Origin of the sequence: Nocardioides panacis, assembly GCF_019039255.1 — a bacterium.
Classification (GTDB): domain Bacteria; phylum Actinomycetota; class Actinomycetes; order Propionibacteriales; family Nocardioidaceae; genus Nocardioides_B; species Nocardioides_B panacis.
In genome coordinates this window covers 4,862,752-4,888,117 of record NZ_CP077062.1, presented here as the reverse complement: position 1 = coordinate 4,888,117, position 25,366 = coordinate 4,862,752, and the positions used below count along the sequence as shown (strand labels likewise).

Here is a 25,366-nt window from a genome sequence, read left to right as displayed (position 1 = left end):
GCGAACGATGAACGACATGGACTGCGACAACTGCGGCGCCACGATGCGCTGGGAGACCTCGCACTCGCGGTGCGACCGGTGCGGCTACATCCGGCCCTGCTGCGAAGGTGCCCCGGTGACGGCGGCCTGCGTCGTACCGGCCACCCGCAGGGCCTAGGCGCAGAGCCCGTTCTCGGCGGCCTTGGCGGCGGCTGCCTCGTCGGTGGAGGGGTCGGCGCTCGGGCTGGGCGTGCTGCTCGCACCCGGCTTCGGCGACGCCGACGCCGACGGGTCCTTGGCGGCGGTGGTCACCTCGGAGGCGAACCGCTTGTTGATCGGCATGTCGTTGCGGATGCGGTACCAGAGCCGGTCGGCGCCGGGCGCCCACTGCAGCCGGTTCGGGTCCGGCTCGTAGGACTCGAACGGCACGGTGAGGAACTGGACCTGGTCGAGGCCGACGCCCTGGAGCGACTTGGCGAGGCCACCGAGCTTCTGCAGGCTGGACAGCCCCGTGTCGGTGGTCAACGACTTGGTGGCCGCGTCGAGGAAGCGCACGAGCCGCACCGGGTTGGCCAGCGTGCCGGCGGAGACCGCCTTGTTCGCCATCGAGGCGAGGAAGGTCTGCTGGCGCTTCATCCGTCCGATGTCCCCGTTGTCGGAGATGACGTGCCGGACCCGGACGTAGTCGAGCGCCCGCTGGCCCTTCACGTTGTAGGTGCCGGCCGGCAGCGTGATGTGCCCGGTGGTGTCGTTGACCTCCTTGGGCACGCAGACCTCGACACCGCCGAGGGCGTCGACCATCTTGCGGAAGCCGTTGAAGTCGATGACCACGAAGTGGTTGATCCGCACGTTCGTGAGCTTCTCGACCGTCTTGATCGTGCAGGCCGGGCCGCCCACGGCGTACGCCGCGTTGAACATGCTCAGGCCGCCGGGGTCGGTGCCGTTGCCGTCCTTGCGCTCGCACGTGGGTCGCTCGACCATCGCGTCGCGGGGCAGGCTCACGCCGTACGCCAGCTTCCGGTCCCCGGAGATGTGCAGCAGGATCGTGGTGTCGGACAGCCCGGGGGTGTCGCCGCCGATGTGGCCGGTCTGCCCCTCGCGGGTGTCGGAGCCGAGCAGCAGGATGTTCAGCGGCTGCTGCGGGGTCTCCTTCTTCACCGCGGCAGGGCGGTCGGTGCCGAGCGCGTCGGTGATGTCGATGCCGGTGATGTTGTTGTTCAGGTGCCGGTAGACGAAGAACCCGCCGGTGAGGACCACGACCAGGACCACGGCCAAGGAAAGGGCCACGGTCTTGAGGACGCGGTGCTTGGAGCGCACGCGGTCGCGGTGTCGCGGTGTCGACTCAGACAAGGGCAGGTCCAGCGTTCGTGTTCGGTGATCGGACGGAGAGCGTCCGGGCCCGGCAGGCACAGCCTACGCGAGGGCCCGAACCCCGGACCCGGGAACAGGCAGCCGGGCGGTCCTGACGCGGACAGCCACCCATGATGCCAAGAGCGACCGTCCACCGCGAAATCGGGCAGAAGGGACAGGTATCCTTCCCGGCGCCCAAAACTCGTCCCGACATCGGCCGGCACACCCCCCTCGCCGGCTCGCCGCGCTTACGCTGACAGCGCCACCCTGTCCGGACCGCGCGCGGGACCACTCCTGCGCGGGGGAAAACACATGGTCGACGAAGGCAAGCTGTCAGCGGTCCTCAGCGAGCTGGCGTTCACGCTCGCGACCGACTTCCCCCTCACGGCCATCCTGGACCACCTGGTCGAACGGATCGTCGACGTCCTGCCGGTCACCTCCGCCGGGGTCACGCTGATCGACCCCGGGGTCAGCCCGCGCTACGTCGCCGCGTCGGACGAGTCCGCGCTGCTGTTCGAGCGGCTGCAGACCGACCTGGCCCAGGGCCCGTGCGTGCTCGCCTTCGAGTCGGGCAGCGCGGTGGCCGTCCCCGACCTGAGTGTGGACCACCGCTTCCCGGAGTTCGGGCCGGCCGCGGTGGAGGCGGGCCTCGCGGCGGTCTTCACGTTCCCGCTGCGCCACGCGGACGGCCGCTTCGGTGCCCTCGACCTGTACCGCGGAACCCCGGGTGACCTCAGCGGCCACGCCATGGAGGTCGCCCAGACCCTCGCGAACGTGGCCGCGGCCTACCTGCTCAACGCCCGGGCCCGCGAGGAGACCACCCGCAGCCATGCCCGGTTCCAGCACCTGGCCATGCACGACGCCCTGACCGGCCTGCCGAACCGGCTCCTGCTGCAGGAACGGATCGAGCAGGCCAGCCGTCGTGCGCAGCGCTCCGGCGCCCAGGCGGCGATCCTGTTCATCGACCTCGACCGCTTCAAGCAGGTCAACGACACGCACGGCCACCAGGTGGGCGACGAGCTGCTGCGCGGGGTGGGTCGTCGGCTGTCCGGGCTGCTGCGGCCGAGCGACACCCTGGCCCGGCTGTACGGCGACGAGTTCGTGCTGCTGTGCGAGGACCTCGACGACCTGAGGGACGTGGAGGTGCTCGCCGACCGGATCCGCAGCGCGTTCTCCACGCCGTTCGCGACCTCCGGCACCGCGCTGACCCTGACCGCCAGCATCGGGGTCGCCTTCGCCGGCCCGGGCGAGTACGTCACCGAGGTGCTGATCGCCGAGGCCGACAGTGCGATGTACGACGCGAAGCGCCGCGGCCTCGTCCACGAGGTCGTCGACCTGCGGGACGCGGTGCAGCACAACGAGTCCGGACGGCTGAGCCGCGACCTGCGGACCGCGCTCACCGAGAACGGGCTGGATCTCGTCTACCAGCCGCTGGTGCGCTGCCGGGACGGACTGGTCTGCGGCGTGGAGGCGCTGCTGCGCTGGAACCACCCGGACCGGGGGCCGATCTCGCCGCCGTCGATCGTCGCCGTGGCCGAGCAGAGCGGCCTGATGAACCGGCTCGGCACCTGGGTGCTCACACAGGCCTGCACCGACGCGGTGCGCTGGCGGATCGACCACCCCGACTCACCGTTCGACCTCGCGGTGAACGTGTCGGCCCGGCAGCTCATGCAGCCCGACTTCGTGGCCGAGGTGACCTCCGTCCTCGCGGCCACCGGGATCGCGCCGCGGAGCCTGGTGCTCGAGGTGACCGAGACGATCCTCATCGAGGACAGCGAGCGGGCGCTGCTGGTGCTGCACCACCTCAAGGCGCTCGGGGTGCGGATCGCGCTCGACGACTTCGGCACCGGCTACTCGTCGCTGAGCTACCTGCACCGGCTGCCGATCGACGTGCTCAAGATCGACCAGAGCTTCGTGGCCGACGTGGAGCACGGGTCACGGGGTGCGGCGATCGTCGCCGCGGTCACCAACCTCGCGCACGCCCTCGACCTCGTGGTGGTGGCCGAGGGGGTCGAGACGCGCAGGCAGCGCGAGGTGCTGACCTCGATCGGCGCCGACCAGGCCCAGGGCTACTACTTCGCCCACCCGCTCCCGGCCGCCGGCATCGACGGCCTGCTCCAAGCCGCGGCCCCGGGGGCGCTGCACCGCCCGGCGGGCAGCGCACCCGGTCGGGGTCACAGCGCGTAGATCCGCGACTCCCAGGGCGCCAGCTCGAGCCCGTCCCCCTCGTGCGTGCCCAGCAGCAGGGTCGCCGCCGCGAGGTCGGGTACGTCGGACGCCTCGACCTTCGCGGGCTCCGAGGAGCAGTTCGCCAGCACCAGGCGGACGTCGTCGCCGAGGGTCCGGGTGAACACCCACAGCTGCTCGTCCTCGGGCAGCAGCAGGTCGAAGGTGCCGTCGACCACGACCGGGTCGGCGTGCCGCAGCGCGATGAGCCTGCGGAAGTGGTGGAAGACCGAGTCCTCGTCGGCCACCGCCGCGGCGGCGTTGATGTGGTCCTTGTTGGGGTGCGCGGGGAGCCACGGCTCGCCGGTCGTGAAGCCGGCGTGCTCGGAGTCGTCCCAGTGCATCGGGGTGCGCGCGTTGTCGCGACCCTTGGCGGCCAGGGACCGGAGCAGGTCCGCGCTGTCGCGGCCCGCCTCGAGCTCCTCGCGGTACCAGTTGATCGCCTCGAGGTCCTGGTACTGCTCGATGCTGGTGAAGTAGCTGTTCGTCATCCCGAGCTCCTCGCCCTGGTAGACGTAGGGCGTGCCGCGGTGCAGGTGCAGCACCGTCGCCAGCGTCTTGGCCGAGGAGACCCGGTGCTCCGGGCTGTCGTCGCCGAACCGCGAGACCGCCCGCGGCTGGTCGTGGTTGTCGAGGTAGAGGGAGTTCCAGCCCACGTCGGCCAGGCCGCGCTGCCACTCGGCGAGGTTGGACTTCAGGACCGGGAGCTCGAGGTCCAGCAGCGCCCACTTGCCGAGCCCGGTCTGCTCGTCGAGCCCGACGTGCTCGAAGGTGAAGACCATGTTGAGCTCGTCGCGCGCCGGGTCGGTGACCTCGCGGGCCAGCTCGATGGTGCTGCCCGGCATCTCCCCGACCGTGAGCAGGTTCTGCGCCGAGAGCCCCACCTCGCGGTTCATCTCGGCGAGGAACTCGTGCAGCCGCGGACCGTTGGCCACCGCCCCCTCGCTCGAGGCGTACTTCTTGCCGGGCTGCCTCGTGCCGTCCGGCAGCGACGGGTCCTTGGAGATCAGGTTGATGACGTCCATCCGGAAGCCGTCGACGCCGCGCTCGACCCAGCGGCGCATCATCGCGTAGACCGCGTCGCGGACCTCGGGGTTCTCCCAGTTGAGGTCGGGCTGCTTCTTGCTGAAGACGTGCAGGAAGTACTCCCCGCGCCGCTCGTCGTACTGCCAGGCGGACCCGGAGAAGACCGACGCCCAGTTGTTCGGCTCGGCCCCCTCGGTGCCGCCCTCGAAGCCCTCGCGCGGCGGCCGCCACCAGTACCAGTCGGCCTTCGGCGATGCGGGGTCGCGGGACTCCTGGAACCAGGTGTGCTCGTCGGAGGTGTGGTTCACGACCAGGTCCATCACCAGCTTGATGCCGCGCTCGTGGGCGCCGGCGATCAGGTCGTCGAGGTCGGTCAGCGACCCGAACAGCGGGTCGACGTCCTCGTAGTTGCTGATGTCGTAGCCGTTGTCGTCCATCGGCGAGGAGTAGACCGGCGAGAGCCAGAGCACGTCGATGCCGAGGTCGGCGAGGTAGTCGAGCTTCGAGGTGATCCCGGGGATGTCCCCGATCCCGTCCCCGTTGCTGTCCAGGAACGAGCGGGGGTAGATCTGGTAGACGACTGCCGACTTCCACCAGTCGGCCGAACGGGCATCAGGATTCATGGGCCAACCCTTCCACAACGTCGGTCCCGGGTGCTCTCAGGTGGGTGACCTACCCTCCAGGGGTGCTCATCACCAACCACGTGCTCGCCGGTGCGCTGATCGGGAGCGTCGCCCCGGGACCCGTCTGCGCGTTCGCCGCCGGCGTCGTGTCGCACTTCGCGATGGACGCCGTGCCGCACTGGGGCGGGACCTCGATCCGCGACGTGCTGCCGATCGCGGTCGCCGACGGGCTCGTCGGACTGGCCGCGATGACGCTGGTCGCGCGGGCCACGCCGCGCGGACGCCGCACCCGGGTGGTGGCGGGCATGCTGGGCGCCGCCTTCCCCGACACCGACAAGCCGTGGGACCTGTTCGTCGGCGGGTCGCCGTTCCCGCAGGGGTGGGACGACTTCCACGGCCGGATCCAGGTCGAGTCGACGAAGCGGATGCCGCAGGAGGTCCTGGTCGCGACGGTCGGCGCGCTCCTGGTGCGCCGACGGCTGGCCGCCCTGCGGTAGTCCGTCCGCCGGCTAGCGCAGCGGCGAGGCGAAGCACCCGTTCGTCGCACCGAGCAGCCGCAGGCCGGCCAGGTCGCCGGCGGCGTAGCCGCCGGTGAACGCCCCGTTGACGTTTGGGTACATCACGTCGCCTGCGAAGGCGCTGTGCCCCAGGCCGGCGGTGTGACCGAGCTCGTGCAGGACCAGTGCGCCCAGGGAGTACCCGTGACCCAGGCCCGGCGCCAGCGCCGCACCGTCGTGGTCCAGCACCAACTGCGCCGACACGATCTCCTGCGGCCCCCGGACGCCGTCCGCGCTGATCTGGTAGCGCGTGGTGGTGCCGCCGTACCCGGCCACCGAGCCGGCCAGGTCCGGGAGGGTGGCCTGGTTGCCCCAGCCGATCAGCAGGTCCTCGTCGGTGCTGTTGCCCTTCTGCGGGCGGTAGGGCTGGTCGCTGGTGGTGCCGGCGTACACGTACCGGAGCCCGGTGGCCGCGGCCAGCCGGGCGACGCTCGCCCGGACGTCACGCAGGTCGCTGGCCCCGCGCTGCCGGGCCGGGTTGTAGCGCCAGGTGATCGGCTTGCAGGGGTTCCAGCGGGCCGGGCGCCCCAGGTCGTCGGTGTTCAGGAAGCTGTACCGGGTCGCCGCACGCCGCGCGCTCGCGGTCCGCGGCACGGCCGGGCTCCCGTAGCGGGCCAGGTCGACCGAGGAGGAGGCGACCACCACTGTGCCGTGGGACGCGGCGTCGAGCGGGGCCTGCGACGTCAGCGCCGCGAGGACGGTGAGTGCGGCCATGACCGTACGCGTGATGCTCATGCGGGAACCCCTTGGGCGCGGACCGACTCGACGAGCGTCGGTTTCGCCTCTGGCTCCTCGTCCGGCACCTGGGCGACCAATCACCCGGACGTATCACTGCCCCGCTCCCGGCCGGTGGAACCGGCCAGGGCACCACCTTGACACGTAACTTAAGCCGCAACTTGCCATAAAAAGTGAAATAGCCTTATAGCACCATCAAGAGGACTGAAACGGTGAGCAGATCGGACCGGTCGGGCCATTGACCCGTCGTCGGGAGTGTGGCCCCGATGAACCGTCCGTTGCCCCGCTCCGTCTCTCCGATGAGGCCCGGCGCCCGCCGGAGCGACTCGGAGAGCGGAGAGTGTCATGAACATGCGACTCGTGACGGCCGCAGCGGTGCTGGTCTCGGCGGCCGTGCACCTCTACCTGTGGTTCGACGTCTTCAGCGGCCAGGCCGTGATCGGTCCGGCGTTCCTGCTGAACGCCGCCGGCGGCCTGGTCATCGCGGTGCTGCTGGTGCGGTGGCGGCACTGGCTGCCCGCGCTGCTGGCGCTCGGCTTCGGGGTCTCGACGCTCGGCGCCTTCGTCGTGGCGGCGACGGTGGGGCTCTTCGGCGTGCACGAGCACTGGATCGGCTGGCCGGTCTGGACCGCGGCGGTCAGCGAGGTCGTGGCCATCGTCGGGGGCGCCGTGCTGCTGGCCGGCACGCTGCGTGCCGACTCACGCGGTCAGCTGCAGCACCCGTCTGCCGCTCGTGGTGCGCACCTCCACTGAGGCGATCTGCGAGCGCCGCACCGAGGTGGCGGCGGTGAGCCGCATCGTCCGGCCGCCGATCGACCGCCAGGTGCCGACCTGCTCGGTGCGGCCGTCGCGGGTGCGCACGACCAGGACGTACGTCGCCACGGCCGGCAGCTCGTACTGGTCGGCACGCGGCTCGTAGGTGCAGGCCAGGTCCAGCCGGGTCCCCCACGCGACGGGGTCGAGGGCGATCGTGGCCCGCACCGGCGCGCCGCCCAGCGGCACCATGGGGGTGCCGGGTGCCGGGCTGCCGGTGACGGCCGGTGCCGCCGCCGAGGGCCGGTCGTGCGACAGCGCCTCGGCGACCACGACCGGCACGACGCCGGCGACCACCAGCGCAGCGGCCGCGACGGCTCCGGTGAGCACGGTGCGGCGGTGCCGGGTCCGTCGTACGTCCGCGACCAGCCGGGGCAGCAGCGTCCCGGGCACCGGCTCGGCGACGGGCGCGCCCTCCAGCACCGACCCGTCGACCCGCGCCAGCAGCCCGGGGAGCCCGGCCAGCCGGCGCACCGCCCGGGCGCAGTCGGGGCAGGCCGCCAGGTGGTGCTCGAACGCCATCCGCTCGCTCGAGGACAGGGCGCCCAGGACGTAGGAGCCGTCCTGGTGCGCGAACTCGCAGCTCATGCGGTCACCCCCATCTCCTCCAGCGCCAGCCTCAGCGCCCGCAGCGCGTAGTGCGTGCGGGACTTCACTGTGCCCTCCGGCACCCCGAGGTGACGGGCTGCCTCGGCGACCGGCATCCCCCGGTAGTAGCACTCGAGCAGCACCGCGCGGTGCTCCTCCGAGAGCCGGGTGAGCGCGTCGTCGACCACCCAGGACAGCAGCAGCCGGTCGGTGCGGTCGCCGTCGTCGGCCCGCTCGGGGACCTCGGCCACGGTCAGCTCGGACTGCGAGCGGCGGGTCCGCCACTCGTCGATGACGATGTTGCGGGCGACGGTGAACAGCCAGGCACGGACCGCGGACCCGGGCCGGTCGAGCACGGCACGGTTGCGCCAGGCGCGCAGCAGGGTCTCCTGCGTGACGTCCTCGGCGCGGGCCCGGTCGTGGCCGGTCAGGCTCAGGCAGTAGCCCCACAGCGCAGCGGCGTGCTCGTCGTGCAGCTGCTGCATGAGTGCGACCTCGTGGTCTGCCATCTCACCTCCCCTGGTGTAACGGGGCACCGCTCCCGGAGGTTCAGTGTGGCCGGTCACGGCCCGAACGCGGAGAGGAACCGGTCCCGGAACGCGTCCATCCGCCACACCGGGGCGGCCGGCGACGGGTGCAGTCCGGGCTGCCAGTGCCAGGAGTCGATCCGGTGCAGCACCGCGGGGTCCTTGGCCACCACGGTCACCGGCACGTCGTGGTCGGCACCGGCCCCGGAGACCACCGGGGCCGGCTGGTGGTCGCCGAGGAACACGAGCACCGTCCGGTCGTCGCCGTAGTGCTCGAGGTAGGACACGATCGCCGACAGGGAGTACTCGATCGACTGCCCGTAGGCCGCCCGCACCCGCTCCGGCGACCGCCAGACCTGCGTCTCGGAGGGCAGCGTCTCGGGCATCCCGTCGAACACCGACCCGTCCCCGACCGCGGCCTGGTCGATCAGGTGCGGGGTCCGGGACCACGGGGCGTGGCTGCTGATCAGGTCGATCTCGGCCATCACCGGCCGCCGGTGCTGCCGGGCGAGCTCGAGACGGTGGAACGCGTCCAGGGTGTACTGGTCGGGCATCGTCGGGTAGCCGAACCGGGGCCCGCGGTAGCCGACGTTGCGCGAGTCGTAGAGCCGGTCGTAGTGGTAGAACGCGCCCTGCGGCCAGTCGTGGGTGTCGGCCGGCACGTCGCTCACGGTGCGCCAGCCGGCCCGCCCGAAGGCCTGGCTGAGCGTGGAAGCGCGGGCTGGTGACCAGCGCGTCGTACCGCTGCTGGCTGTCGACCCAGAGCCCGGACTGCAGCGTGGAGTGCGCCAGCCAGCTGATCGCGCCGAACGTCGGGGAGGTGAGGAAGGCGCTGCGCGACCCGAAGCCCGCGGCGTCCAGCCGCCGGGTGCCGTCGGCCAGCACCCGGTCCACGCCGGGCGCCATCGAGGAGTCCTGGACCGCGACCCGGCCGTAGCTCTCCACGAACACGAACAGCACGTCCTTGCCGCGGAGCCCGGTCAGCAGCCGGCTTCCCGGCGTGCGGCGCAGAGGGTCGGCCTGCGCCGCCCGGGCGAAGGCCCGCTGGTCGCGGAGCTCCGAGGGGATCCGGCGCACCTGGCCGATGGCGTACGTCGACGTGCTGGTCGACGCGACGTCCGCGCCCTGCGCCGCGTGCACGCCGAGCACCGCGCAGAGCACCCAGGCGGTGCCGAGCGCGACGACGCCGCGCAGCGTGCCCTGCCGGTGCCGGGTGGCGACCCGCGCCAGTCGCAGCAGCGCCAGCGGCATCACCACCAGCAGCGCCAGCACGGCCAGCGCCGCGAGGACCACCGCGGCGACCGCGGCCGGCCGGCCCACGGAGTCGTCGACCAGCCCGACGGCCGAGCCCAGGTAGCGCCAGTCGATCACCGAGTCGAAGGGGCGGTTGAGGCTCGCGTAGAACCCCATGTCGAGCACCTTGACCACGGTCAGCAGGCCGAGCAGCACCCCGAGCAGCACCAGCACGACCCGGGCGGCCCGCCAGGGCACGACCAGCACCAGCAGGCCGAGCAGCACGACCTCGAGCGGGATCCGCACGGCCGCCGACGGGGTGAGCAGCGCGAGCTGGTCCGGCACCACGAGCGCGACCCACACCAGCGCGAGGGCCAGGCCGGTCAGCACCCCCGTCGCTGTCCGGCCGGCGGCCCTCACGTCGGCACCCCGACCCGGACCGGGGCAGGCACCCGGTGCCGCCGGAGCCAGAGGACCTGGTGGGCGAAGGACTCGGTGAGCAGGACCAGGGCCAGCACGAGAGCGGTCACCTCCACCGCGGCGGGGAGCAGGTCGGCCGCGACCGCGGTCAGCACCACCCCCTGGACGGCGGCGACCACCTTGGCCCACGGCCGGGTCGGCACCGGCTCCCGCAGCCATGGCGCGAACCGCCCCGCGACCCAGAGCGCGTAGCGCGCGAGACCGATCAGCAGGACCCACGCCCCGGCGGTGCGGGCGACGTACACGCTGAGCACGAGGACCAGGAACGCGTCGACCTCCATGTCGAACGCCGCACCGAACCCGGAGACCGATCCGGTGCGCCGCGCCACCTCGCCGTCCACCCGGTCGAGCACCAGCGCCACCGCGGCCAGCCCGACGAGCAGCGCCACCGGCGCCGGGTGGGCGGCCACCAGCGCGGCGACCCCGCCGACGAGCACGGCGCGGGTCAGCGTGACCCGGTCCGCCGGGCCCAACCGGTCCAGACCATGGGCGGGCAGCGCCACCGTCAGGGCGCCCGCCGTGACGGAGCCGCAGGCCAGGCCGACCGCCCAGCCGGGGGCGCCGAGCCCGACCGTCGCGGCGAGCCCGGCCAGCACGGACAGCTGCGCGAGCAGGCCGAGCATCGGACCACGTTGAACCATCGGCACCCGGCCTCCGTTCATGGGGGACAGCAGGTAGACGGACGGGTGGCGGTCCCGGTTCAACGGGGGCGGGTGGGAAGGGCCGATGGAGACTGAGGCGCAGGCGTTCTGGGTGAGCGGCCCCGGTGCCGGCGAGATCCGCCGCGTCCGGCTGCCGCGGCCGGGCGCGGGCGAGGCGCTGGTGCGCACCCTGCGGTCCGGGGTGAGCCGCGGCACCGAGTCGCTGGTGTTCCGCGGCGGGGTGCCGGTCAGCCAGCACGCGGTGATGCGGGCGCCGTTCCAGGACGGCGACTTCCCGGGACCGGTCAAGTACGGCTACCTCAGCGTCGGAGTCGTGGAGGAGGGACCGGCCGCGCTGCGGGGACGGACGGTGTTCTGCCTCTACCCGCACCAGACGGCGTACGTCGTCCCCGTCGACGCGCTCACGCTGGTCCCCGACGGGGTGCCGACCGCCCGGGCGGTGCTCGCCGGGGCCGTCGAGACCGCCGTGAACGCCCTGTGGGACGCCGCTCCCCTCCTCGGCGACCGGGTCGCCGTGGTCGGGGCCGGCATGGTCGGCTGCTGCGTCGCCCGGCTGCTCGCGCAGGTCCCCGGCGTCGAGGTGACGCTCGTCGACGTGGACGCCGGCCGGGCGCCCGTCGCGGCCGCGCTGGGCGCGTCGTTCGCGGAGCCCGACGCCGCGCCCGGGGGCCGCGACCTGGTGGTGCACACCACCGCCACGTCCGCGGGGCTGCAGCTGTCCCTCGACCTGCTGGCGCCGGAGGCGGAGGTGCTCGAGCTGAGCTGGTACGGCGACGCGGAGACCACCGTGTCGCTGGGCGGCTCGTTCCACTCGGGGCGGCTGGCGGTGCGGGCCAGCCAGGTGGGCACCGTCGCGGCGGCGCGCCGCGGCCGCCGGACCACCCGCGAGCGGCTCGCCCTCGCCCTGGACCTGCTGCGCGACCCGGCGTACGACGTCCTGCTGACCGGCGAGTCCCGGTTCGAGGAGCTGCCGGAGGTGATGCCGCGACTCGCCACCGGCGACCTGCCGGCGCTGTGCCACTCACTCACCTACGGGACGGGGGCGGTGCCGTGTTCAGCGTGACGGTCCGCGACCACATGATGGTCGCCCACAGCCTGCGCGGCGAGGTGTTCGGCCCGGCGCAGCAGCTGCACGGGGCCACGTTCGTGGTGGACGTGACGTTCCGCCGCGCGCGGCTGGACGCCGACGGGATAGTCGTCGACATCGGGCGGGCGGCCGAGGAGCTGCACGCCGTCGTCGGCGCGCTGTCCTACGGCAACCTCGACGAGGACCCGTCGCTGGCCGGGCTGAACACCACCACCGAGGTGCTCGCGCAGGTCGTCGCGGACCGGCTGGCCGACCGGGTCCGGCAGGGCGCCCTCGGCCTCGACGCCGACGAGCTCGCCGCGATCGCGGTGACGCTGCACGAGTCGCCCGTCGCGTGGGCCAGCTACGAGCGGGCACCGTGACCGGCCGGCCGCCGCGCACGGGCACCGTGCACGCCGTCGTGCCCGAGGGGCTGGACGACCCGGCCCGGCCGAGTGGCGGCAACGCCTACGACCGGCGGGTGCTCGACGGCCTGCGGTCGGCGGGCTGGAGGGTGCACGAGCACGCCGTGCCGGGGTGCTGGCCGCGACCGGACGCCGCGGCGCTCGCCGCGCTGGCCTCCGTCGTGGCGGGGGTGCCGGACGACGTGCTGCTGCTGGTGGACGGCCTGGTCGCCGCGGCCGCGGCCGCCGTGCTGGTGCCGCAGTCCGCCCGGGTGCGGCTGGTCGTCCTGGTGCACATGCCGCTCGGCGCGGCCGAGCACGCGGTGCTGGCCGCCGCCGGGGCGGTGCTGACCACGAGCCGGTGGACCCGCTGCCTGCTGCTCGAGCGGCACGGCCTGCGTCCCGAGCGGGTGCACGTCGCCGAGCCCGGGGTCGACCCCGCCGGCCTGGCGCGGGGCACGCCGACCGGCGGCCGGCTGCTCTGCGTCGCGGCGGTGTCCCGGCACAAGGGCCACGACCTGCTGGTCTCGGCGCTCGCCGGCGTCTCCGGCCTGCCCTGGCGGTGCAGCGTCGTCGGCTCGCTGACCCGCGACCCGGCGTACGTCGCCCGGGTCCGGCGCCAGGTGGCGGGCGCCGGCCTGGCGGACCGGGTCTGCTTCCACGACGCCCTGCGCGGTGACGCCCTCGCCGCGGCGTACGCGTCGGCGGACCTGCTGGTGCTGCCGACCCGGCTGGAGAGCTACGGGATGGTCGTCACCGAGGCGCTCGCCCGCGGGCTGCCGGTGGTCGCGACCACCGTCGGCGGCGTCCCCGAGGCGCTGGGCACGCTGCCGGACGGCCGGCGCCCCGGGCTGCTGGTGCCGCCGCACGACGCCGACGCGCTGGGCACGGCGCTGGAGCGGTGGCTGACCGACGCGGCGCTGCGCGCCGGGCTGCGGGAGGCCGCCCGGGCCCGGCGCGAGGCTCTCGCGGGCTGGCCGGCGACCACCGAGCGGGTCGCCCGCGTGCTGTGCGGGGTGGCCGCGTGACCGCCGGGCGCTGGCGGTGGGCGCGGCTGCTGGCCGGCGCCGGCGTGCTGGTGCTGCTGGTCGCCCGGGTCGGCGCCGGCCCGTTCGTCGACGGGCTGCGCGCCCTCGACGCCTGGGCGGTCGGCGCCGCGTCCGCGGTCACCGTCGCGACCACGGTCTGCGGTGCGTGGCGGTGGCGGCTGGTCGCCGCCGGCCTGGGCCTGGACCTGCCCCTGCGGACGGCGGTCGCGGCGTCGTACCGTGCCCAGCTGCTCAACACCACGCTGCCCGGCGGCGTCGTCGGCGACGTGCACCGGGGGGTGCGGCACGGCCGGGAGGTCCGGGCCACCGGTCGCGCGCTGCGGGCGGTCGCCTGGGAGCGGGTGGCGGGGCAGGTCACCCAGGGGGCCGTGGCGGTGGTGGTCCTGCTGGTGCTGCCGTCCCCGGTCCGCTCCTCGATGCCGCGCGTGCTGCTCGTCGCGGTCGCCGCGGCCGCGGTGGGTCTGCTCGTCGTCCGCGTCGCGGTGCCGGTGCTCCGCACGGACCTGCACGCCCTCGCCACCCGCGGGTCACCGCTCGGGGTGGCGCTGCTGTCCGGCCTCGCGGTCGTCGGCCACCTGGCGGTCTTTTGGGTCGCGGCCCGCACCGCCGGGGTACCCGCGTCACCGGTCCGGCTGCTGCCGCTCGCGCTGCTCGTGCTGCTGGCGATGGCGGTGCCGACCAACGTCGCCGGCTGGGGCCCGCGCGAGGGGGTCGCCGCCTGGGCATTCTCCGCGGCCGGGCTCGGCGCCTCCGCCGGCGTCGCCACCGCGGTCACGTACGGCGTCCTGGTGCTGGTCGCCAGCCTGCCCGGCGTGGTCGTGCTGGTCGTGGACTCGCTGCACCGACACGTCGAACTGGAGGCCGCCCGTGGCTGACCGCCCCTACACCCTGCTGAGCTGCGGGATGTCCCTCGACGCCTACCTCGACGGCCCGGGCGAGGACCGCGTGCTGTTCTCCAACGACGCCGACTTCGACCGGGTCGACGCGGTCCGCGCGGACTGCGACGCGATCCTGGTCGGCGCCGCGACCGTCCGCAACGACGACCCGCGGCTGCTGGTCCGCGACCCGGCCCGGCGGGCCCGGCGGGTGGCCCGCGGCCAGTGCCCCTCGCCGATGAAGGTGACCGTGACCGAGCACGCCGACCTGGACACCGGCGCCCGGTTCTTCACCGCCGGCGACAGCGACAAGCTCGTCTACTGCCCCACGAGGACCGTCGACGACGCGCGGGCCCGGCTGGGCCGCGTGGCCACCGTGGTCGACGGCGGTCCCCGGGTCGACGTACGCGCGCTGAGCGAGGACCTCTACGCGCGCGGCGTGCGGCGGCTGATGGTCGAGGGCGGCGGCTCGGTGCACACCCAGTTCCTGACCGCCGACCTCGCCGACGAGCTGCACCTGGTCGTCGCGCCGTTCTTCGTCGGCGACCCGCGCGGGCGGCGGTTCGTGGGCGACGGCCCCTTCCCGTGGAACCCGGACCACCGGGCCGAGCTCGTCGACGTGGACCGGATCGGGGACGTGGTGCTGCTGCGCTACGCGCTCTCGTCCCGGTTCCGGGGGGCCTGACGTGCTGTCCCCCGCGACGGTGCGCACCCGGCTGGACGTGCCGCTCCGGCTGTCCGACGGCTTCGTGGCGACCGCACAGGTGTTCACCTTCGACGGGCTCGTCGACGGCGGCGAGCACCTCGCGCTCCGGCTGGGCGACGGCACCGGCACCCCGCTGGTCCGGCTGCACAGCGAGTGCCTCACCGGGGACGTGTTCGGCAGCCAGCGGTGCGACTGCGGCCCGCAGCTGCGCGAGGCGGTCGAGCGGATCGGGGACCGCGGCGGCTACCTGCTCTACCTGCGCCAGGAGGGCCGCGGGATCGGTCTCTACGCCAAGCTCGACGCCTACGCCCTGCAGGACACCGGGCTCGACACGTACGACGCCAACCTCGCCCTCGGCTACGGCGCCGACCAGCGGGACTACACGGTCGCCGCCCAGATGCTGAACGCCCTGGGCGAGACGCAGGTGGACCTGCTCAGCAACAACCCGGACAAGGCGGTCCAGCTCGACCGGCTCGGCGTCACCGTGGCCACCCGGGTGCCCACGGGCGTGCACCGCTCCCCCGCGAACGAGCGCTACCTCGCCGCCAAGGCGCACCGCGGCTTGCACACGCTCGACCTGGCGCCCTTCCCGCTGGACCGTCCCGGCGCGTAGGCCTGTCCCCCGCCACCGGACCGCGGCGCGGCCGACCGGGGCAGGGCGGGCTTGCGAGGCGTGTACAGCCAGGTCCGGAACAGCGCGTGGAGGTGCTGGCCCGAGACCCGCTCCGCGAGCCGGACGAACTCCGGGGTGGACACGTTGCCGCCGGCCCGGGCGCCGGCCCAGCGCCGCAGGATCCGGAAGAAGTCGCGGTCGCCGACCTGCTGCCGCAGCCGGTGCAGGGTCATCGCGCCCCGCAGGTAGACCGGCTGGTCGAAGAGGTGGTCGGGTCCCGGGTTGCCGATCCGCAGGCTCCAGAACGGGTCGCCGGCGGGGATCGCGTTGTAGGCGAGGGCGAAGATCGCGGCAGGCGACCCGGTGCCCACGTGCCGGGCCCACAGCCACTCGGCGTACGTCGCGAAGCCCTCGTTGAGCCAGATGTCGCGCCAGCGCCGCACCGCGAGGCTGTCGCCGTACCACTGGTGGGTGAGCTCGTGCACCACGACGCTGTCCCCGTCGGTCCGGTTGGTGAAGAACGCGCTCGCGTAGACCGGCCGGGTCTGCGTCTCCAGCGCGAACTGGAGCCGGTCGTCCTTCTCCACGATGCCGCCGGCGACCTTGAAGGGGTACCGGCCGAAGTAGTGCGAGAGGAAGGCGAGGATCTCCGGCTGCCGGCGGAGCGACGCCCGGGCGACCGCCCCCGGCGACGGGGGTGTCTGCGCGGCGGTCCCGACGATCCAGTCATTGGTGTTCCCCGGGCTCCCGGGCGGCGGTCCAGGGGTCGTCCACCCGTCCAGGGTGTCGCCGTCCGCCTCGAACGAGGTGCTGCCCTGGCCGGTGGAGACGGTGACGTCGTCGACGAAGGCGCCGTACATCTGGAAGGTCTCGTCGCTGGCCTGGCTGAGCGACACCTCGACCGTGCGTCCGGCGTAGGCGCTGAGGTCGACCACCCAGTTCTCGTAGCCGTCGCTGGCGCCGGACGCCGCGTGCCACGACCCGGTGCTCCCCGAGGCGGCGCAGGACCCGTCCGCCCGGGGGGGTCTGGTAGTGCGCGAGGAAGGGGTGCAGCCCCAGCCACGACGGGCACGACGCGCCGGTGCCGGTCGAGGTGTGACCCTGGGTGTCGGCGAGCGTGGTCCAGTCGTCGAGGCCGGCGGTGTGCGCCTCGACGAAGAAGAAGTCCCAGTCGGGCTCGGTGTTCCGGGTGACCCAGAACGACAGCTGCGCGCCGCCGGCCGGTACGTCGATCGAGCGCGTCAGCCGCTTGTAGGAGGAGTCGGCCTGCTGGCCGATCGCCAGCTGCCGGCCGGTCCGGGGGGCGGCGACGGGCTGGAACAGCCGGCTGTCGATGGCGTCCCAGTAGCTGATCCCGCGCCGGCGGTGGTGGCTCAGGGCGAAGTGCCCGATGGCCATCGTGGCGAGGTAGGACGCCATCGGCTTGCCGGCCGACCAGGTCCAGGTCGTGAACGCACCGTGCCGGCGGCGCCGCTCCAACGTCCCGTTGGCGACCACCTGGAGGGCGCGCGGCGCGCTGATCCGGAACGTGTAGCCGGCCTTGTCGGTCGGGTGGTCGTTGACCGGGAACCACGCCGACGCCGCGTGCGGCTGCCCGGCGACCACGGCCCCGTCGTCGGTGTGGAAGAAGCCGCCCGCGCCCAGGCTCTGCGACGGCAGGAGCCGCGGCCGGCCGCCGTACCTGATCACGGTGCGGAACCGGTGCCCGCGCCGCAGTCCGGGGCCCTGCGGGTCGATCGTCAGCTCTCCGGCGTGCCGCCGCCAGGTCGCCCGCCGACCGTCCACGCGGACCGACCGCACCCGCAGCCCGTCCAGGTCCAGGTTGAACCGGGACAGGTCCTGCGTGCTGCGCGCCCGGATCGTCGCGACGCCGGCCAGCCGCCCGGTCGAGGGCCGGTAGCGCAGGTCCAGCACGTAGCGCTTGACGTCGTAGCCGCGGTTGCCGTCCCGCGGGAAGTACGGGTCCCCGGTCCCGGGCGCCCCGGGCCTGAACCGTCCCTCCGGCGCGCCCTGCGTCCCCGCGGGGACGGCCTGGGAGGGGGCGGCGGTGGCCGGGACGGCCAGCGCGAGTGCGACCAGCACCACGACACCGGTCCGGCGTGACAGCTGAGCCATTCCCCTACCCCCCTTGTGCGACGGACCCTTCTGGTCAGTCACGGTAGGGAGTGCGCCACGAGGTGCCCATAGGCCCAATTGACTACCTGTCCGACGTCGCCCCGGACCTCCCGCAACCCCGACCCGGGCCTCCGGTCACCGGTTGACGGGGGTGTCCACCGGCGGCACGTAGTTCTTGCCGGCCTCGGCGGCCCGGTGCATCGCGGAGATGCCCTGGTCGACGGTGAGCAGCGGGGTGGTCTTGATCGCCTTGAGCGACCCGCCGGCGGTGGCGGCGAGCGAGAACGACGCGGCCTCCTCGGCGTTCGGGAAGTCCGCGATCAGGACGAGGTCGTAGTCGCCGAAGGCGTAGAAGCAGCTGTCCACGCGTCCGTTGCACGCCTTGAGCAGCGGCGAGATGCGCTCCAGGACGTTGGCCTGGTCGCGTACCTGCTTGGCCCACGAGCCGCTCGTGTAGGCGACCTGGAAGAGGAACTGGGGCATGTCGGCCTCCTGGGAGTTGGACGAACACTCGGCCGCGGGCCGGGTCGCACGCGACCGAACAACCCGGCCATGCTCCGTCCGCGTCTTCGCGCCGGGCAACGGGCAAAAGCCACGGTCTAGATCGGTTTCCCGGTCCGAGTGCGCAGGATGAGCCATGGCTGCCCGGATCGTTTGGTGCCAGCATGGATCCGCACCCCGGCGGCTTCGGGTTGGTCGTCGGCCCTCCGACTCCGATCGTTCCGGTTCAGGGGAGGCGCAGAGCGATGACCGAGCACCACGTGCACCTTCACCCGCAGCACCCGCACCCACCCCCCGGTCACCTGCAGCGCTCGGTCGGCTTCTACGGCCTGATGTTCGTCTCGCTGGGCTCGATCATCGGCTCCGGCTGGCTGCTCGGCGCCCTCAACGCCGCCGAGACCGCGGGACCGGCGTCGATCATCTCCTGGGTGATCGCCGCCGCGATGCTGACCGTGCTGGCCCTCGTGTACGCCGAGCTGGGCGCCGCCTACCCGGTGGCGGGCGGCACCGGACGGTTCCCCTACTTCTCCCACGGCCCGCTGGCCGGCTTCACCGCCGGGTGGGCGTCGTGGCTGCAGGCGGTGGCGATCGCGCCGATCGAGATCCTCGCCGCGATCACCTACGTCAACAGCATCCACGCGGTCAACCAGAACTTCGCGATGCTGCACGAGTCGGGCGCGAAGGCCGGCCTGCTCAACGGTCGCGGGCTGATCGTCGCGACGGTGATGATGGTGCTCTTCACGGCCGTGAACCTGGCGGGCGCCAAGTTCATGTCGGAGAGCAACGCCATCGTGGTGATCTGGAAGACCGCGGTGCCGCTGCTCGCGATCGCCGTGGTCGCCTCGCTGTCCTTCCACCCCGGGAACTTCAGCGCCGGCGGCGGCTTCCATGCCGTTCGGCGTGCACGGCGTGTTCGCCGCCCTCCCGGCCGGTGTCGTCTTCGCGCTGCAGGGCTTCGAGCAGGCGGTGCAGCTCGCCGGCGAGGCGCGCAACCCGAAGCGGGACCTCTCGCGCGCGATCATCGTGGCGATGACCATCGGGGCGGTGCTCTACATCCTGCTGCAGGTGGTGTTCATCGGCGGCGTGGACCCGACCGACGTCGCCCGCAGCTGGAGCTCGCCGCTCGGCACCGATCCCTCCGACTACGGCGCCTGGTACACGCTGGCCCTCGCCGTCGGCGCGACCTGGCTCGCCGTCGTACTCATCATCGACGCGGTGGTCTCGCCGTCCGGCACCGGCGTCGTGTACGTCGGCACGAGTGCCCGCCTGACCTACGCGCTGGGCGAGGAGTCCGAGCTGCCCGGAGCGCTCTCCCAGACCAGCAAGAAGGGCGTCCCGGTCACCTCGATCCTGCTGGCCGCGGTGGTGGGCGAGCTGTGCTTCGGCCCGTTCCCGAGCTGGAACCGCCTGGTCGGCGTGGTCACCGGCGCGACGGCGCTGATGTACGCGTTCGCCCCGATCTCGCTGGCGGCGCTGCAGGCCCGCGACGCCGAGCGGGTCCGGTCGTACCGGATGCCGATGCCGAAGGTGCTGCTGCCGACCGCCTTCGTCTCGGCCAACCTGATCCTCTACTGGGGAGGCTTCGAGTACACCTGGAAGATCGCCGCCGCCCTCGTCGTCGGCCTGGTGATCTTCGGCATCGGCACCCAGCTCGCCCAGACCGACGTGATGTCGATGCTGCGTCCCGCCGCCTGGATCGGCCCGTGGATCGCCGGCTCCGTGATCATAGGCGCCCTGGGACGGTACGGCGTGGGCAGCCACAGCTGGCTCCCGGAGTGGATCGACCTGCTGGTCGTCATCGTGTTCAGCCTGGTGATCTTCTACTGGGCGATCAGCCTGACGATGCCGCGGGACAAGGTCGAGGCCGCGATCGCCAAGGACCGCGAGCAGATCGAGTTCGAGGCGGCGACCGCCTGAGCCCGCCCGGGGCCGTCTCAGTTCCCGCCGAACGTCTCCCTCAGCGCGCTGCTCTCGGCCTCGGTGAGGTTGGTGTCGACGAGCCGGGTGAACACGCCCCGCATGCGGTCGCCGAGCCGGTCGAGGTCGGCCTGCTCGGTGACGAGGAAGAGGGCCGAGGTCCCCTCGGTGACCTGATCGCGGATCCGGTCCAGCTGCTCATCGGTGATGCCGAGCCCGTCCCTCATCTTGGTGAGGACGCCGCCCGCGGCTCCCGCTGCGGCACCGATGACCGGGACGGCGAACAGCATGCCGAACAACAGTCCCCAGAACACGCCCCACGCCAGGCCCCGCCGGGTGTCGTCGTGCGTGTGCTTGACCGTCGGGTGTTCGGCGCCGACCGGCCAGGAGACCACCGCGTGGTCCATGATCCTGACCAGGCCGTCGTGCGCCGCGTCCTCGAGGAGCGAGGACGCATGGGCCGCTCCCTGCGGGTCCTCGAACTTCCACACCGTGAAAGCGGTCACGCTCGGGCCTCCTCGATCCGGTGCTGCGACGGGTCCGCCCGGTCCTCCTCCTGGGCGCCCCAGAGGCCTCGACGATGGACCGCTCCGTCCGTTCGGGCATCATCCGCGGCGAATGATCGCCGTTCCTCGTGCAGCTCGCGGACCGCTCGCGGTGCCGTCCGGGTCGACGTGTGGTGCCCCAGGCGCGAATCGAACGCGCGACACCCGCTTTAGGAGAGCGGTGCTCTATCCCCTGAGCTACTGGGGCCGGGGTTGCTGCACAGGCTACCGGCGCGTCGGCGCGGCACCGGGAACCGGCACGCAGATCCGCCCACGACGCGGACCGGTCACTCCACTCCGGTCACTCCACTCCGGTCACTCCACTCCGGTCACTCCACTCCGGGGACGATGCGCATGTCCCGGACCGCGCCGCCGTCGAGGGCGGCGAGCGCCTCCTGGTAGGCCGGGCTCTCGTGCGCGGTGCGGGCAGCCTCGACCGAGTCGAACGCGATCACGACGGTGCGGGTCTTCTCGCCGGACTCGTAGGTGAGCTCGGGCAGGCCCCGGGCGATGTAGGTGCCGCCGGCGTCCTGGAGGGCCGGGCCGGCGAGCTCGGCGTACGCCGCGACCTTCGCCTCGTCGACGATCTCCTTGTACACGCTGATCCAGTAGGCGCTCATGCCGTCATCCTGCCGCACGGGCCGGTGCCGGGCGTCGGGCGGTCAGAGGTCGGACCGCTCCGGAAGCCCCTGCATCACCCCGGTGCCGATCAGGCACCAGACCACGCTCCCGTGCTCGAGGGTGAGGCTCCCCCACTCCTCGCTGACCTGGTCGACGATCTTGAGACCGAGCCCCAGCCCCTCGCTGGGCGTGCGCGGCACGAGGCTGGAGAGACCCTCGCCGAGGTCGCGCACCGACAGCCAGACCTTGCTGATGTGGCAGCCGATGTCGACGGTGATCGGCGGAGCGCCGTACAGCACCGCGTTGGTGACGAGCTCGCTGGCGGCCAGGGCGAGCGCCCCGCGGGCGAGCAGGCCGTGCTTGGGGCAGACCCCCTCGCGCACGAACCGACGAGCGTGGGACGGGTCGCGGAGGGTGCCGGAGAAGTCTCGGCTGTCGGGAGCGCTGGAGCAGCACTCGCGCAGGCCCCGGCTCATCCGCTCGGCCCACAGAGCGTCGTTCGAGGACATAGGCCCCCACTTCGTTCGAGCTCGAGTCACGACCATGACGGGCGTCGCGTGGCTGTCGTCCCAACCTGTGTGCCTCGAACGTACGACCCGTCCGCTCCGCCCCCCAAGGCAACCGGCCGATTGTCTAGGCCGCGCCGGGCCTCGCCCGCTCAACGGCGCTCAGCCGTCCTGCTCGGCGGGACCGCGGAACAGCGCACCGCGCTCCTCGGCCCGCGGGTCGCCGGAGAACACGCCCCGGTGGTCGGAGTCCTCGTCGGGCCGCGCGGCGCCGCCCGCCCGGTGGGCCTCGACCAGCTCGACGCGGGTGCGCGGCAGGCCGGGGGTCCCGTGGCCCTGGACCCAGGACACCAGCTGCTCGCGGACGTGGCAGCGCAGGTCGAACAGGGTGCCGGCGTCCACCGCCGTGACGAGCGCGCGGACCCGCACCACTCCCCCGACCGCGTCGGTCACCTGCAGCACCTGGGTGCGACCGTCCCACAGCTCGGTGTCACCGACGATCCGCTCGAGCTCGGCACGCATCGCCCCGACGTCGACGCCCCAGTCGACGTCCAGCTCGACCGCGCCGAGCAGCTCGGAGTTGCGCCGGGTCCAGTTCTGGAACGGCGTGCTCGTGAAGTACGTCGACGGCAGCACCATCCGCCGGTCGTCCCAGAGCCGGACCACCACGTAGCTGAGGGTGATCTCCTCGATCCAGCCCCACTCCTCCTCGGCGATGACGACGTCGTCGAGCCGGATCGCGTCGCTGAACGCGAGCTGGATGCCGGCGAAGACGTTCGCCAGCGTGGACTGGGCGGCCAGGGCAGCGACCACGCTGATCAGCCCGGCGGAGGCGAGCAGGCTCGCGCCGACCGCCCGGACGCCGGGGAAGCTGAGCAGCGCGGCGCCGAGGGCGACCACCACGACCACGCTGACGGTGAGCCGGCGCAGGATCAGCATCTGCGTGCGCATCCGGCGCGCGGTGCGGTTGTCGCGCACGTCCGTGCGGTAGCGCTTGAGCCCGAGGTCCTCCAGGAACAGCAGCACGGAGGAGAGCAGCCACGCACCGGTCCCGATCGCGGCCAGCCGGAGCGCCAGCCGGATGCCGTCCCACCAGGCCTGGTCCACGACGTCGAGCCGCATCGAGCTCGCGACAGCGCTCAGCGCGAGGACCACCAGCAGCAGCCGGAAGGGCCTCCGCGCGTGGCGGGCGAGGTCGCGCGCGGATGCCCAGCGACGGGACATCGCGAGCACCACGACGTGGACCACGACGATGACGACGAGGACCGCGGCGAGGGCGGAGCCGAGCGCGACGAGCAGCTGGGACAGGGTGACGGTCATGCCTCATGCTGGCAGGTGTCGCTGGGCCCGGCTCCAGCGCCGCGACCGGTCCGCGACCCGTCAGTTCTGCAACGACACGCCGCGCGAGGGGCTGCAGTGGTGACGGGTCGGCGGATCAGGGCAGGAGGCCGTCGCGCAGGGCGGCGGCGAGGGTGGGCGCGAGCGGCAGGCGCGGGATCAGCGTGGCCTGGAACGCGTGGTACGTGTCCGGCTTCCCGGCCCAGGTGACGCTGCTCGGCGTGTTCCGCGGCGACAGCTCGTGCCGCCAGGACCCGTGCTCGGTGTCGAGGAAGCAGTCGGCCACGTGCTGCCACCAGGTGGTGTACCAGTCGGCGTACGCCGCCTCGCCCGTCGCGGCGTGCAGCGCGGCGGCGGTCGCGGTGGACTCGGCGGCGACCCAGTGCATCCGCTCGCGTACGACGGGCGTGCCCGACCAGTCCACGGTGTAGACGAACCCGTCCGCGCCGTCGACGGCCCAGCCCTCGCGCACGGACGCGTCGAACAGCGACCGGGCGTCCTCGAGCAGCCACTCCGGGGCGGAGGCGCCCAGGCCGGCCCGCAGGTGCAGCGCCAGCCGGGCCCACTCCAGCCAGTGGCCGATCGTCGCGCCGTAGGGGCGGAACGGGTGGGCCGGCTCGTCGACGTTGTACTCCAGGTCGGGGGTCCAGGTCGTGTCGAAGTGCTCCGGGATCCGCCACTGGTTGCCGCGGGCCAGGTCGTGGACCACCCGGGTGACGATCCGCTGCGCCCGCTCCCGCAGCGAGGCGTCGTCGAGGACGTCCGCGGCGGCGAGCAGCGCCTCGACCGTGTGCATGTTGGCGTTCACGCCGCGGTAGCCGTCCAACGTCGTGAACGACTCGTCCCACTGCTCGACGACCATCCCGAACTCGTCGTCCCAGAAGTGCTCGAGCAGCACGCCGAGCGCGTCGTCGAGCAGCTCGGCCCCGCCGGGGCGGCCCGCCGCAGCGGCGCTCGCCCCGGCGAGCACGACGAACGCGTGCTCGTAGGCCGTCTTGTCGGTCGTGGTCGGCCCGTCCGGGCCGACCTTGGCGTACCACCCGCCGTGCACGCGGTCGTGGAACCGCTCGCGCAGCGCCGCGACGCCGTGGTCCGCGAGCGTCCCGCAGTCCGGCCGGCCCATCAGGTGACCCAGCGCGTAGACGTGGGTCATCCGGCAGGTGATCCAGAGCTCGACGGGCCGGTCGAGCTCGGGGGCGCCGGTCTCGTCGAGCCACGCGAACCCGCCGTCGGGGTGCCGGGAGGCGCGCCCGAAGGCGAGCAGCCGGTCACCCTCGGCCTCGAGCCAGCGTGCGTGCGCGGGGGTGGTGAGCCAGCTCATCAGAGGCTGCCGTACTTCTCGCCGACCTTGTAGGTCGCGACGCCCAGCGTGGAGTCGCTCTGCCCGTAGTAGGCGAACCAGGTGTCCTGGAAGTGCACCAGGCCCTCCACGAACGTGACGTTGGAGACGAGGCCGTTCTGGTCCTCGTACGTCGACGGCTCGAGCCACGGGTAGTTCATCTGCGCCATGATCTCGGTCGGCCGCCGCGGGTCGAAGAGCAGCTGCCCGCAGGTGTAGCGCACGGTGCCGTCCGCGTTCTTCACCGCGGCGTTGTGCAGCAGCAGGATCAGGCCGTTGTCGGTGATGATCGGCTGCGGGCCGACCTCGACGAGGAACTCCCCGAAGGTGCCCGGGGCGGTCGGCACCATGATCGGCTCGTCCTGCGGGCCCGGCGTCCAGTGGATCAGGTCGTCGGACCACGCGTAGTAGATCGACCCCTCACCGAAGTACATCAGGTAGCGGCCGTCGATCGGCGTCGCGAGGATGCCGCCGGCCTTGCTCCACGGCCCCGGGAGGTCGTTGCCCTGCGGGAGGAACGTGTTGTAGTCCGGGAACATCGGCCCGTGCTTCTCCCACGTGAAGAGGTCGGTCGACGTGGCCAGGCACAGCTGGGCGTTCTTGCGGTCCCAGGCGGTGTAGGTCAGGTAGTAGGTGCCGTCGATCTCGGTGACCCGCGGGTCCTCGCAGCCGAACTCCTCGTAGGACTCGGTCGGCGAGATCACCGGCTCGGGGTGCCGCTCGAAGTGGATGCCGTCGTCGCTGGTCGCCAGCCCGACGTGGCTGACGATGTCGTCGGCGTGCGCGCGGTAGAGCAGCACGACCTGGCCGTCCTTGACCACGGCGGCGGGGTTGTAGACGTTCGAGGACTCCCAGCCGTCACCCTGCGGGCGGAGGATCGGGTTCGCTTCGTACGGCGTGAACGGGCCGAGAGGGAAGTCGGCGTGCGGGTGGCTCATGGATTCACTTTCTATCGGGGGGGTGTGCTGCGAC

At 73.1% G+C, this 25,366-nt stretch carries 28 protein-coding genes, 1 tRNA gene and 1 pseudogene; 13 read left to right on the top strand and 17 right to left on the bottom strand.

Annotated features, from left to right (window positions below; genetic code table 11):
* Positions 1-7: 7 nt before the first annotated feature.
* Positions 8-157 (top strand): hypothetical protein, encoded by a 150-nt coding sequence (locus KRR39_RS23890; protein WP_216939819.1) that lies wholly within the window; start codon positions 8-10, stop codon positions 155-157.
* Here KRR39_RS23890 and KRR39_RS23885 read toward each other — a convergent pair.
* A complete protein-coding gene (locus tag KRR39_RS23885) occupies positions 154-1,296 on the bottom strand; it encodes an LCP family protein (RefSeq protein WP_216939818.1) in 1,143 nt (380 codons plus the stop codon). The genes KRR39_RS23890 and KRR39_RS23885 overlap by 4 nt on opposite strands.
* Before the next feature lie 345 nt (positions 1,297-1,641).
* Here KRR39_RS23885 and KRR39_RS23880 point away from each other — a divergent pair, with 345 nt between their 5' ends.
* The gene (locus KRR39_RS23880; protein ID WP_216939817.1) at positions 1,642-3,516 is read left to right on the top strand and encodes a putative bifunctional diguanylate cyclase/phosphodiesterase; all 1,875 of its coding nucleotides are present in this window, start codon (positions 1,642-1,644) and stop codon (positions 3,514-3,516) included.
* Here the strand turns inward: KRR39_RS23880 and KRR39_RS23875 are convergent.
* Positions 3,504-5,204, bottom strand: a complete 1,701-nt coding sequence (locus tag KRR39_RS23875; protein WP_216939816.1) for an alpha-glucosidase — start codon at positions 5,202-5,204, stop codon at positions 3,504-3,506. The genes KRR39_RS23880 and KRR39_RS23875 overlap by 13 nt on opposite strands.
* Positions 5,205-5,266: 62 nt before the next feature.
* Here KRR39_RS23875 and KRR39_RS23870 point away from each other — a divergent pair, with 62 nt between their 5' ends.
* Positions 5,267-5,701 (top strand): hypothetical protein, encoded by a 435-nt coding sequence (locus KRR39_RS23870; protein WP_216939815.1) that lies wholly within the window; start codon positions 5,267-5,269, stop codon positions 5,699-5,701.
* Positions 5,702-5,713: 12 nt separating this feature from the next.
* Here KRR39_RS23870 and KRR39_RS23865 read toward each other — a convergent pair whose 3' ends face one another.
* Positions 5,714-6,496 (bottom strand): matrixin family metalloprotease, encoded by a 783-nt coding sequence (locus KRR39_RS23865; protein ID WP_216939814.1) that lies wholly within the window; start codon positions 6,494-6,496, stop codon positions 5,714-5,716.
* 345 nt (positions 6,497-6,841) lie between these two features.
* Here KRR39_RS23865 and KRR39_RS23860 point away from each other — a divergent pair, with 345 nt between their 5' ends.
* Complete coding sequence (locus KRR39_RS23860) at positions 6,842-7,249, top strand: hypothetical protein (protein WP_216939813.1); 408 nt, start codon at positions 6,842-6,844, stop codon at positions 7,247-7,249.
* Here the strand turns inward: KRR39_RS23860 and KRR39_RS23855 are convergent.
* From KRR39_RS23855 to KRR39_RS23845, 3 genes are read right to left on the bottom strand one after another with little or no spacing between them, the layout of a single operon-like run.
* Entirely contained in the window at positions 7,196-7,897 is a 702-nt protein-coding gene (locus KRR39_RS23855) for an anti-sigma factor family protein (RefSeq protein ID WP_216939812.1), read from the bottom strand. The two genes, KRR39_RS23860 and KRR39_RS23855, sit on opposite strands and share 54 nt — an antisense overlap.
* The gene (locus tag KRR39_RS23850; RefSeq protein WP_216939811.1) at positions 7,894-8,406 is read right to left on the bottom strand and encodes a sigma-70 family RNA polymerase sigma factor; all 513 of its coding nucleotides are present in this window, start codon (positions 8,404-8,406) and stop codon (positions 7,894-7,896) included. The genes KRR39_RS23855 and KRR39_RS23850 overlap by 4 nt, the downstream gene beginning before the upstream one ends.
* Positions 8,407-8,459: 53 nt before the next feature.
* Entirely contained in the window at positions 8,460-9,095 is a 636-nt protein-coding gene (locus KRR39_RS23845) for a sulfatase-like hydrolase/transferase (RefSeq protein WP_254185395.1), read from the bottom strand.
* 53 nt (positions 9,096-9,148) lie between these two features.
* On the opposite strand from KRR39_RS23845, the gene KRR39_RS23840 reads away from it, so the two are divergent.
* The gene (locus KRR39_RS23840; protein WP_216939810.1) at positions 9,149-9,361 is read left to right on the top strand and encodes a hypothetical protein; all 213 of its coding nucleotides are present in this window, start codon (positions 9,149-9,151) and stop codon (positions 9,359-9,361) included.
* A 63-nt stretch (positions 9,362-9,424) separates the two neighbouring features.
* Positions 9,425-9,781, top strand: a complete 357-nt coding sequence (locus KRR39_RS23835) for a hypothetical protein (protein ID WP_216939809.1) — start codon at positions 9,425-9,427, stop codon at positions 9,779-9,781.
* 292 nt (positions 9,782-10,073) lie between these two features.
* Here KRR39_RS23835 and KRR39_RS23830 read toward each other — a convergent pair whose 3' ends face one another.
* On the bottom strand, positions 10,074-10,799 hold the full coding sequence (locus KRR39_RS23830) for a CDP-alcohol phosphatidyltransferase family protein (protein ID WP_216939808.1): 726 nt from the start codon (positions 10,797-10,799) through the stop codon (positions 10,074-10,076).
* A gap of 64 nt (positions 10,800-10,863) precedes the next feature.
* Between KRR39_RS23830 and KRR39_RS23825 the strand changes: the two genes are divergently transcribed.
* Genes KRR39_RS23825 through KRR39_RS23800 form a run of 6 tightly spaced genes read left to right on the top strand, consistent with a single transcriptional unit; the run spans position 10,864 to position 15,512 of the window.
* Entirely contained in the window at positions 10,864-11,862 is a 999-nt protein-coding gene (locus KRR39_RS23825) for a zinc-dependent alcohol dehydrogenase (protein WP_216939807.1), read from the top strand.
* The gene (locus KRR39_RS23820) at positions 11,859-12,248 is read left to right on the top strand and encodes a 6-pyruvoyl trahydropterin synthase family protein (RefSeq protein ID WP_254185394.1); all 390 of its coding nucleotides are present in this window, start codon (positions 11,859-11,861) and stop codon (positions 12,246-12,248) included. The genes KRR39_RS23825 and KRR39_RS23820 overlap by 4 nt, the downstream gene beginning before the upstream one ends.
* Positions 12,245-13,297 carry a glycosyltransferase family 4 protein gene (locus KRR39_RS23815; protein ID WP_216939805.1) on the top strand — a complete coding sequence of 351 codons (1,053 nt, stop codon included), beginning with the start codon at positions 12,245-12,247 and terminating at the stop codon, positions 13,295-13,297. The genes KRR39_RS23820 and KRR39_RS23815 overlap by 4 nt, the downstream gene beginning before the upstream one ends.
* Complete coding sequence (locus tag KRR39_RS23810) at positions 13,294-14,193, top strand: lysylphosphatidylglycerol synthase transmembrane domain-containing protein (RefSeq protein WP_254185393.1); 900 nt, start codon at positions 13,294-13,296, stop codon at positions 14,191-14,193. The genes KRR39_RS23815 and KRR39_RS23810 overlap by 4 nt, the downstream gene beginning before the upstream one ends.
* A complete protein-coding gene (locus KRR39_RS23805; protein ID WP_216939804.1) occupies positions 14,186-14,878 on the top strand; it encodes a RibD family protein in 693 nt (230 codons plus the stop codon). The genes KRR39_RS23810 and KRR39_RS23805 overlap by 8 nt, the downstream gene beginning before the upstream one ends.
* Position 14,879: 1 nt before the next feature.
* Positions 14,880-15,512, top strand: coding sequence for a GTP cyclohydrolase II (locus tag KRR39_RS23800; protein WP_254185392.1), 633 nt, complete (start codon positions 14,880-14,882; stop codon positions 15,510-15,512).
* Here the strand turns inward: KRR39_RS23800 and KRR39_RS25430 are convergent.
* From KRR39_RS25430 to KRR39_RS23790, 3 genes are all read right to left on the bottom strand, one after another.
* Positions 15,434-16,099: a M1 family aminopeptidase gene (locus KRR39_RS25430; RefSeq protein WP_302053609.1), complete on the bottom strand. Its 666-nt coding sequence runs from the start codon at positions 16,097-16,099 to the stop codon at positions 15,434-15,436. The two genes, KRR39_RS23800 and KRR39_RS25430, sit on opposite strands and share 79 nt — an antisense overlap.
* A gap of 139 nt (positions 16,100-16,238) precedes the next feature.
* Positions 16,239-17,627 carry a gluzincin family metallopeptidase gene (locus KRR39_RS26670; RefSeq protein WP_216939803.1) on the bottom strand — a complete coding sequence of 463 codons (1,389 nt, stop codon included), beginning with the start codon at positions 17,625-17,627 and terminating at the stop codon, positions 16,239-16,241.
* Between the two features lie 135 nt (positions 17,628-17,762).
* Entirely contained in the window at positions 17,763-18,110 is a 348-nt protein-coding gene (locus KRR39_RS23790; RefSeq protein WP_216939802.1) for a GYD domain-containing protein, read from the bottom strand.
* Positions 18,111-18,505: 395 nt separating this feature from the next.
* Here KRR39_RS23790 and KRR39_RS23780 point away from each other — a divergent pair.
* Positions 18,506-20,045, top strand: a pseudogene (locus KRR39_RS23780) (APC family permease); the annotation flags it as partial.
* 17 nt (positions 20,046-20,062) lie between these two features.
* On the opposite strand, the gene KRR39_RS23775 reads toward KRR39_RS23780, so the two are convergent.
* The 7 genes from KRR39_RS23775 to KRR39_RS23745 all read right to left on the bottom strand — a co-directional run bounded on the left by KRR39_RS23775 (position 20,063) and on the right by KRR39_RS23745 (position 25,332).
* Positions 20,063-20,551, bottom strand: coding sequence for a DUF1269 domain-containing protein (locus KRR39_RS23775; RefSeq protein ID WP_216939800.1), 489 nt, complete (start codon positions 20,549-20,551; stop codon positions 20,063-20,065).
* 171 nt (positions 20,552-20,722) lie between these two features.
* A tRNA-Arg gene (locus tag KRR39_RS23770) sits at positions 20,723-20,798 on the bottom strand.
* 121 nt (positions 20,799-20,919) lie between these two features.
* The gene (locus KRR39_RS23765) at positions 20,920-21,210 is read right to left on the bottom strand and encodes a DUF1330 domain-containing protein (protein WP_216939799.1); all 291 of its coding nucleotides are present in this window, start codon (positions 21,208-21,210) and stop codon (positions 20,920-20,922) included.
* Positions 21,211-21,252: 42 nt separating this feature from the next.
* Positions 21,253-21,720, bottom strand: a complete 468-nt coding sequence (locus KRR39_RS23760) for an ATP-binding protein (RefSeq protein ID WP_216939798.1) — start codon at positions 21,718-21,720, stop codon at positions 21,253-21,255.
* 159 nt (positions 21,721-21,879) lie between these two features.
* Entirely contained in the window at positions 21,880-23,037 is a 1,158-nt protein-coding gene (locus KRR39_RS23755) for a mechanosensitive ion channel family protein (RefSeq protein ID WP_216939797.1), read from the bottom strand.
* A gap of 115 nt (positions 23,038-23,152) precedes the next feature.
* Complete coding sequence (locus KRR39_RS23750; RefSeq protein WP_216939796.1) at positions 23,153-24,376, bottom strand: AGE family epimerase/isomerase; 1,224 nt, start codon at positions 24,374-24,376, stop codon at positions 23,153-23,155.
* Positions 24,376-25,332: a glycoside hydrolase family 130 protein gene (locus tag KRR39_RS23745; protein WP_216939795.1), complete on the bottom strand. Its 957-nt coding sequence runs from the start codon at positions 25,330-25,332 to the stop codon at positions 24,376-24,378. The genes KRR39_RS23750 and KRR39_RS23745 overlap by 1 nt, the downstream gene beginning before the upstream one ends.
* Between the last annotated feature and the right edge of the window lie 34 nt (positions 25,333-25,366).

Excerpts from the sequence above, each read along its gene's own strand:
- KRR39_RS23890 (WP_216939819.1), top strand. The coding sequence starts at position 8 with ATGAACGACATGGACTGCGACAACTGCGGCGCCACGATGCGCTGGGAG.
- KRR39_RS23880 (WP_216939817.1), top strand. The coding sequence starts at position 1,642 with ATGGTCGACGAAGGCAAGCTGTCAGCGGTCCTCAGCGAGCTGGCGTTC.
- KRR39_RS23875 (WP_216939816.1), bottom strand. The coding sequence starts at position 5,204 with ATGAATCCTGATGCCCGTTCGGCCGACTGGTGGAAGTCGGCAGTCGTC.
- KRR39_RS23865 (WP_216939814.1), bottom strand. The coding sequence starts at position 6,496 with ATGAGCATCACGCGTACGGTCATGGCCGCACTCACCGTCCTCGCGGCG.
- KRR39_RS23860 (WP_216939813.1), top strand. The coding sequence starts at position 6,842 with ATGAACATGCGACTCGTGACGGCCGCAGCGGTGCTGGTCTCGGCGGCC.
- KRR39_RS23855 (WP_216939812.1), bottom strand. The coding sequence starts at position 7,897 with ATGAGCTGCGAGTTCGCGCACCAGGACGGCTCCTACGTCCTGGGCGCC.
- KRR39_RS23850 (WP_216939811.1), bottom strand. The coding sequence starts at position 8,406 with ATGGCAGACCACGAGGTCGCACTCATGCAGCAGCTGCACGACGAGCAC.
- KRR39_RS23830 (WP_216939808.1), bottom strand. The coding sequence starts at position 10,799 with ATGAACGGAGGCCGGGTGCCGATGGTTCAACGTGGTCCGATGCTCGGC.
- KRR39_RS23825 (WP_216939807.1), top strand. The coding sequence starts at position 10,864 with ATGGAGACTGAGGCGCAGGCGTTCTGGGTGAGCGGCCCCGGTGCCGGC.
- KRR39_RS26670 (WP_216939803.1), bottom strand. The coding sequence starts at position 17,627 with ATGGCTCAGCTGTCACGCCGGACCGGTGTCGTGGTGCTGGTCGCACTC.
- KRR39_RS23790 (WP_216939802.1), bottom strand. The coding sequence starts at position 18,110 with ATGCCCCAGTTCCTCTTCCAGGTCGCCTACACGAGCGGCTCGTGGGCC.
- KRR39_RS23765 (WP_216939799.1), bottom strand. The coding sequence starts at position 21,210 with ATGAGCGCCTACTGGATCAGCGTGTACAAGGAGATCGTCGACGAGGCG.
- KRR39_RS23760 (WP_216939798.1), bottom strand. The coding sequence starts at position 21,720 with ATGTCCTCGAACGACGCTCTGTGGGCCGAGCGGATGAGCCGGGGCCTG.
- KRR39_RS23755 (WP_216939797.1), bottom strand. The coding sequence starts at position 23,037 with ATGACCGTCACCCTGTCCCAGCTGCTCGTCGCGCTCGGCTCCGCCCTC.
- KRR39_RS23750 (WP_216939796.1), bottom strand. The coding sequence starts at position 24,376 with ATGAGCTGGCTCACCACCCCCGCGCACGCACGCTGGCTCGAGGCCGAG.
- KRR39_RS23745 (WP_216939795.1), bottom strand. The coding sequence starts at position 25,332 with ATGAGCCACCCGCACGCCGACTTCCCTCTCGGCCCGTTCACGCCGTAC.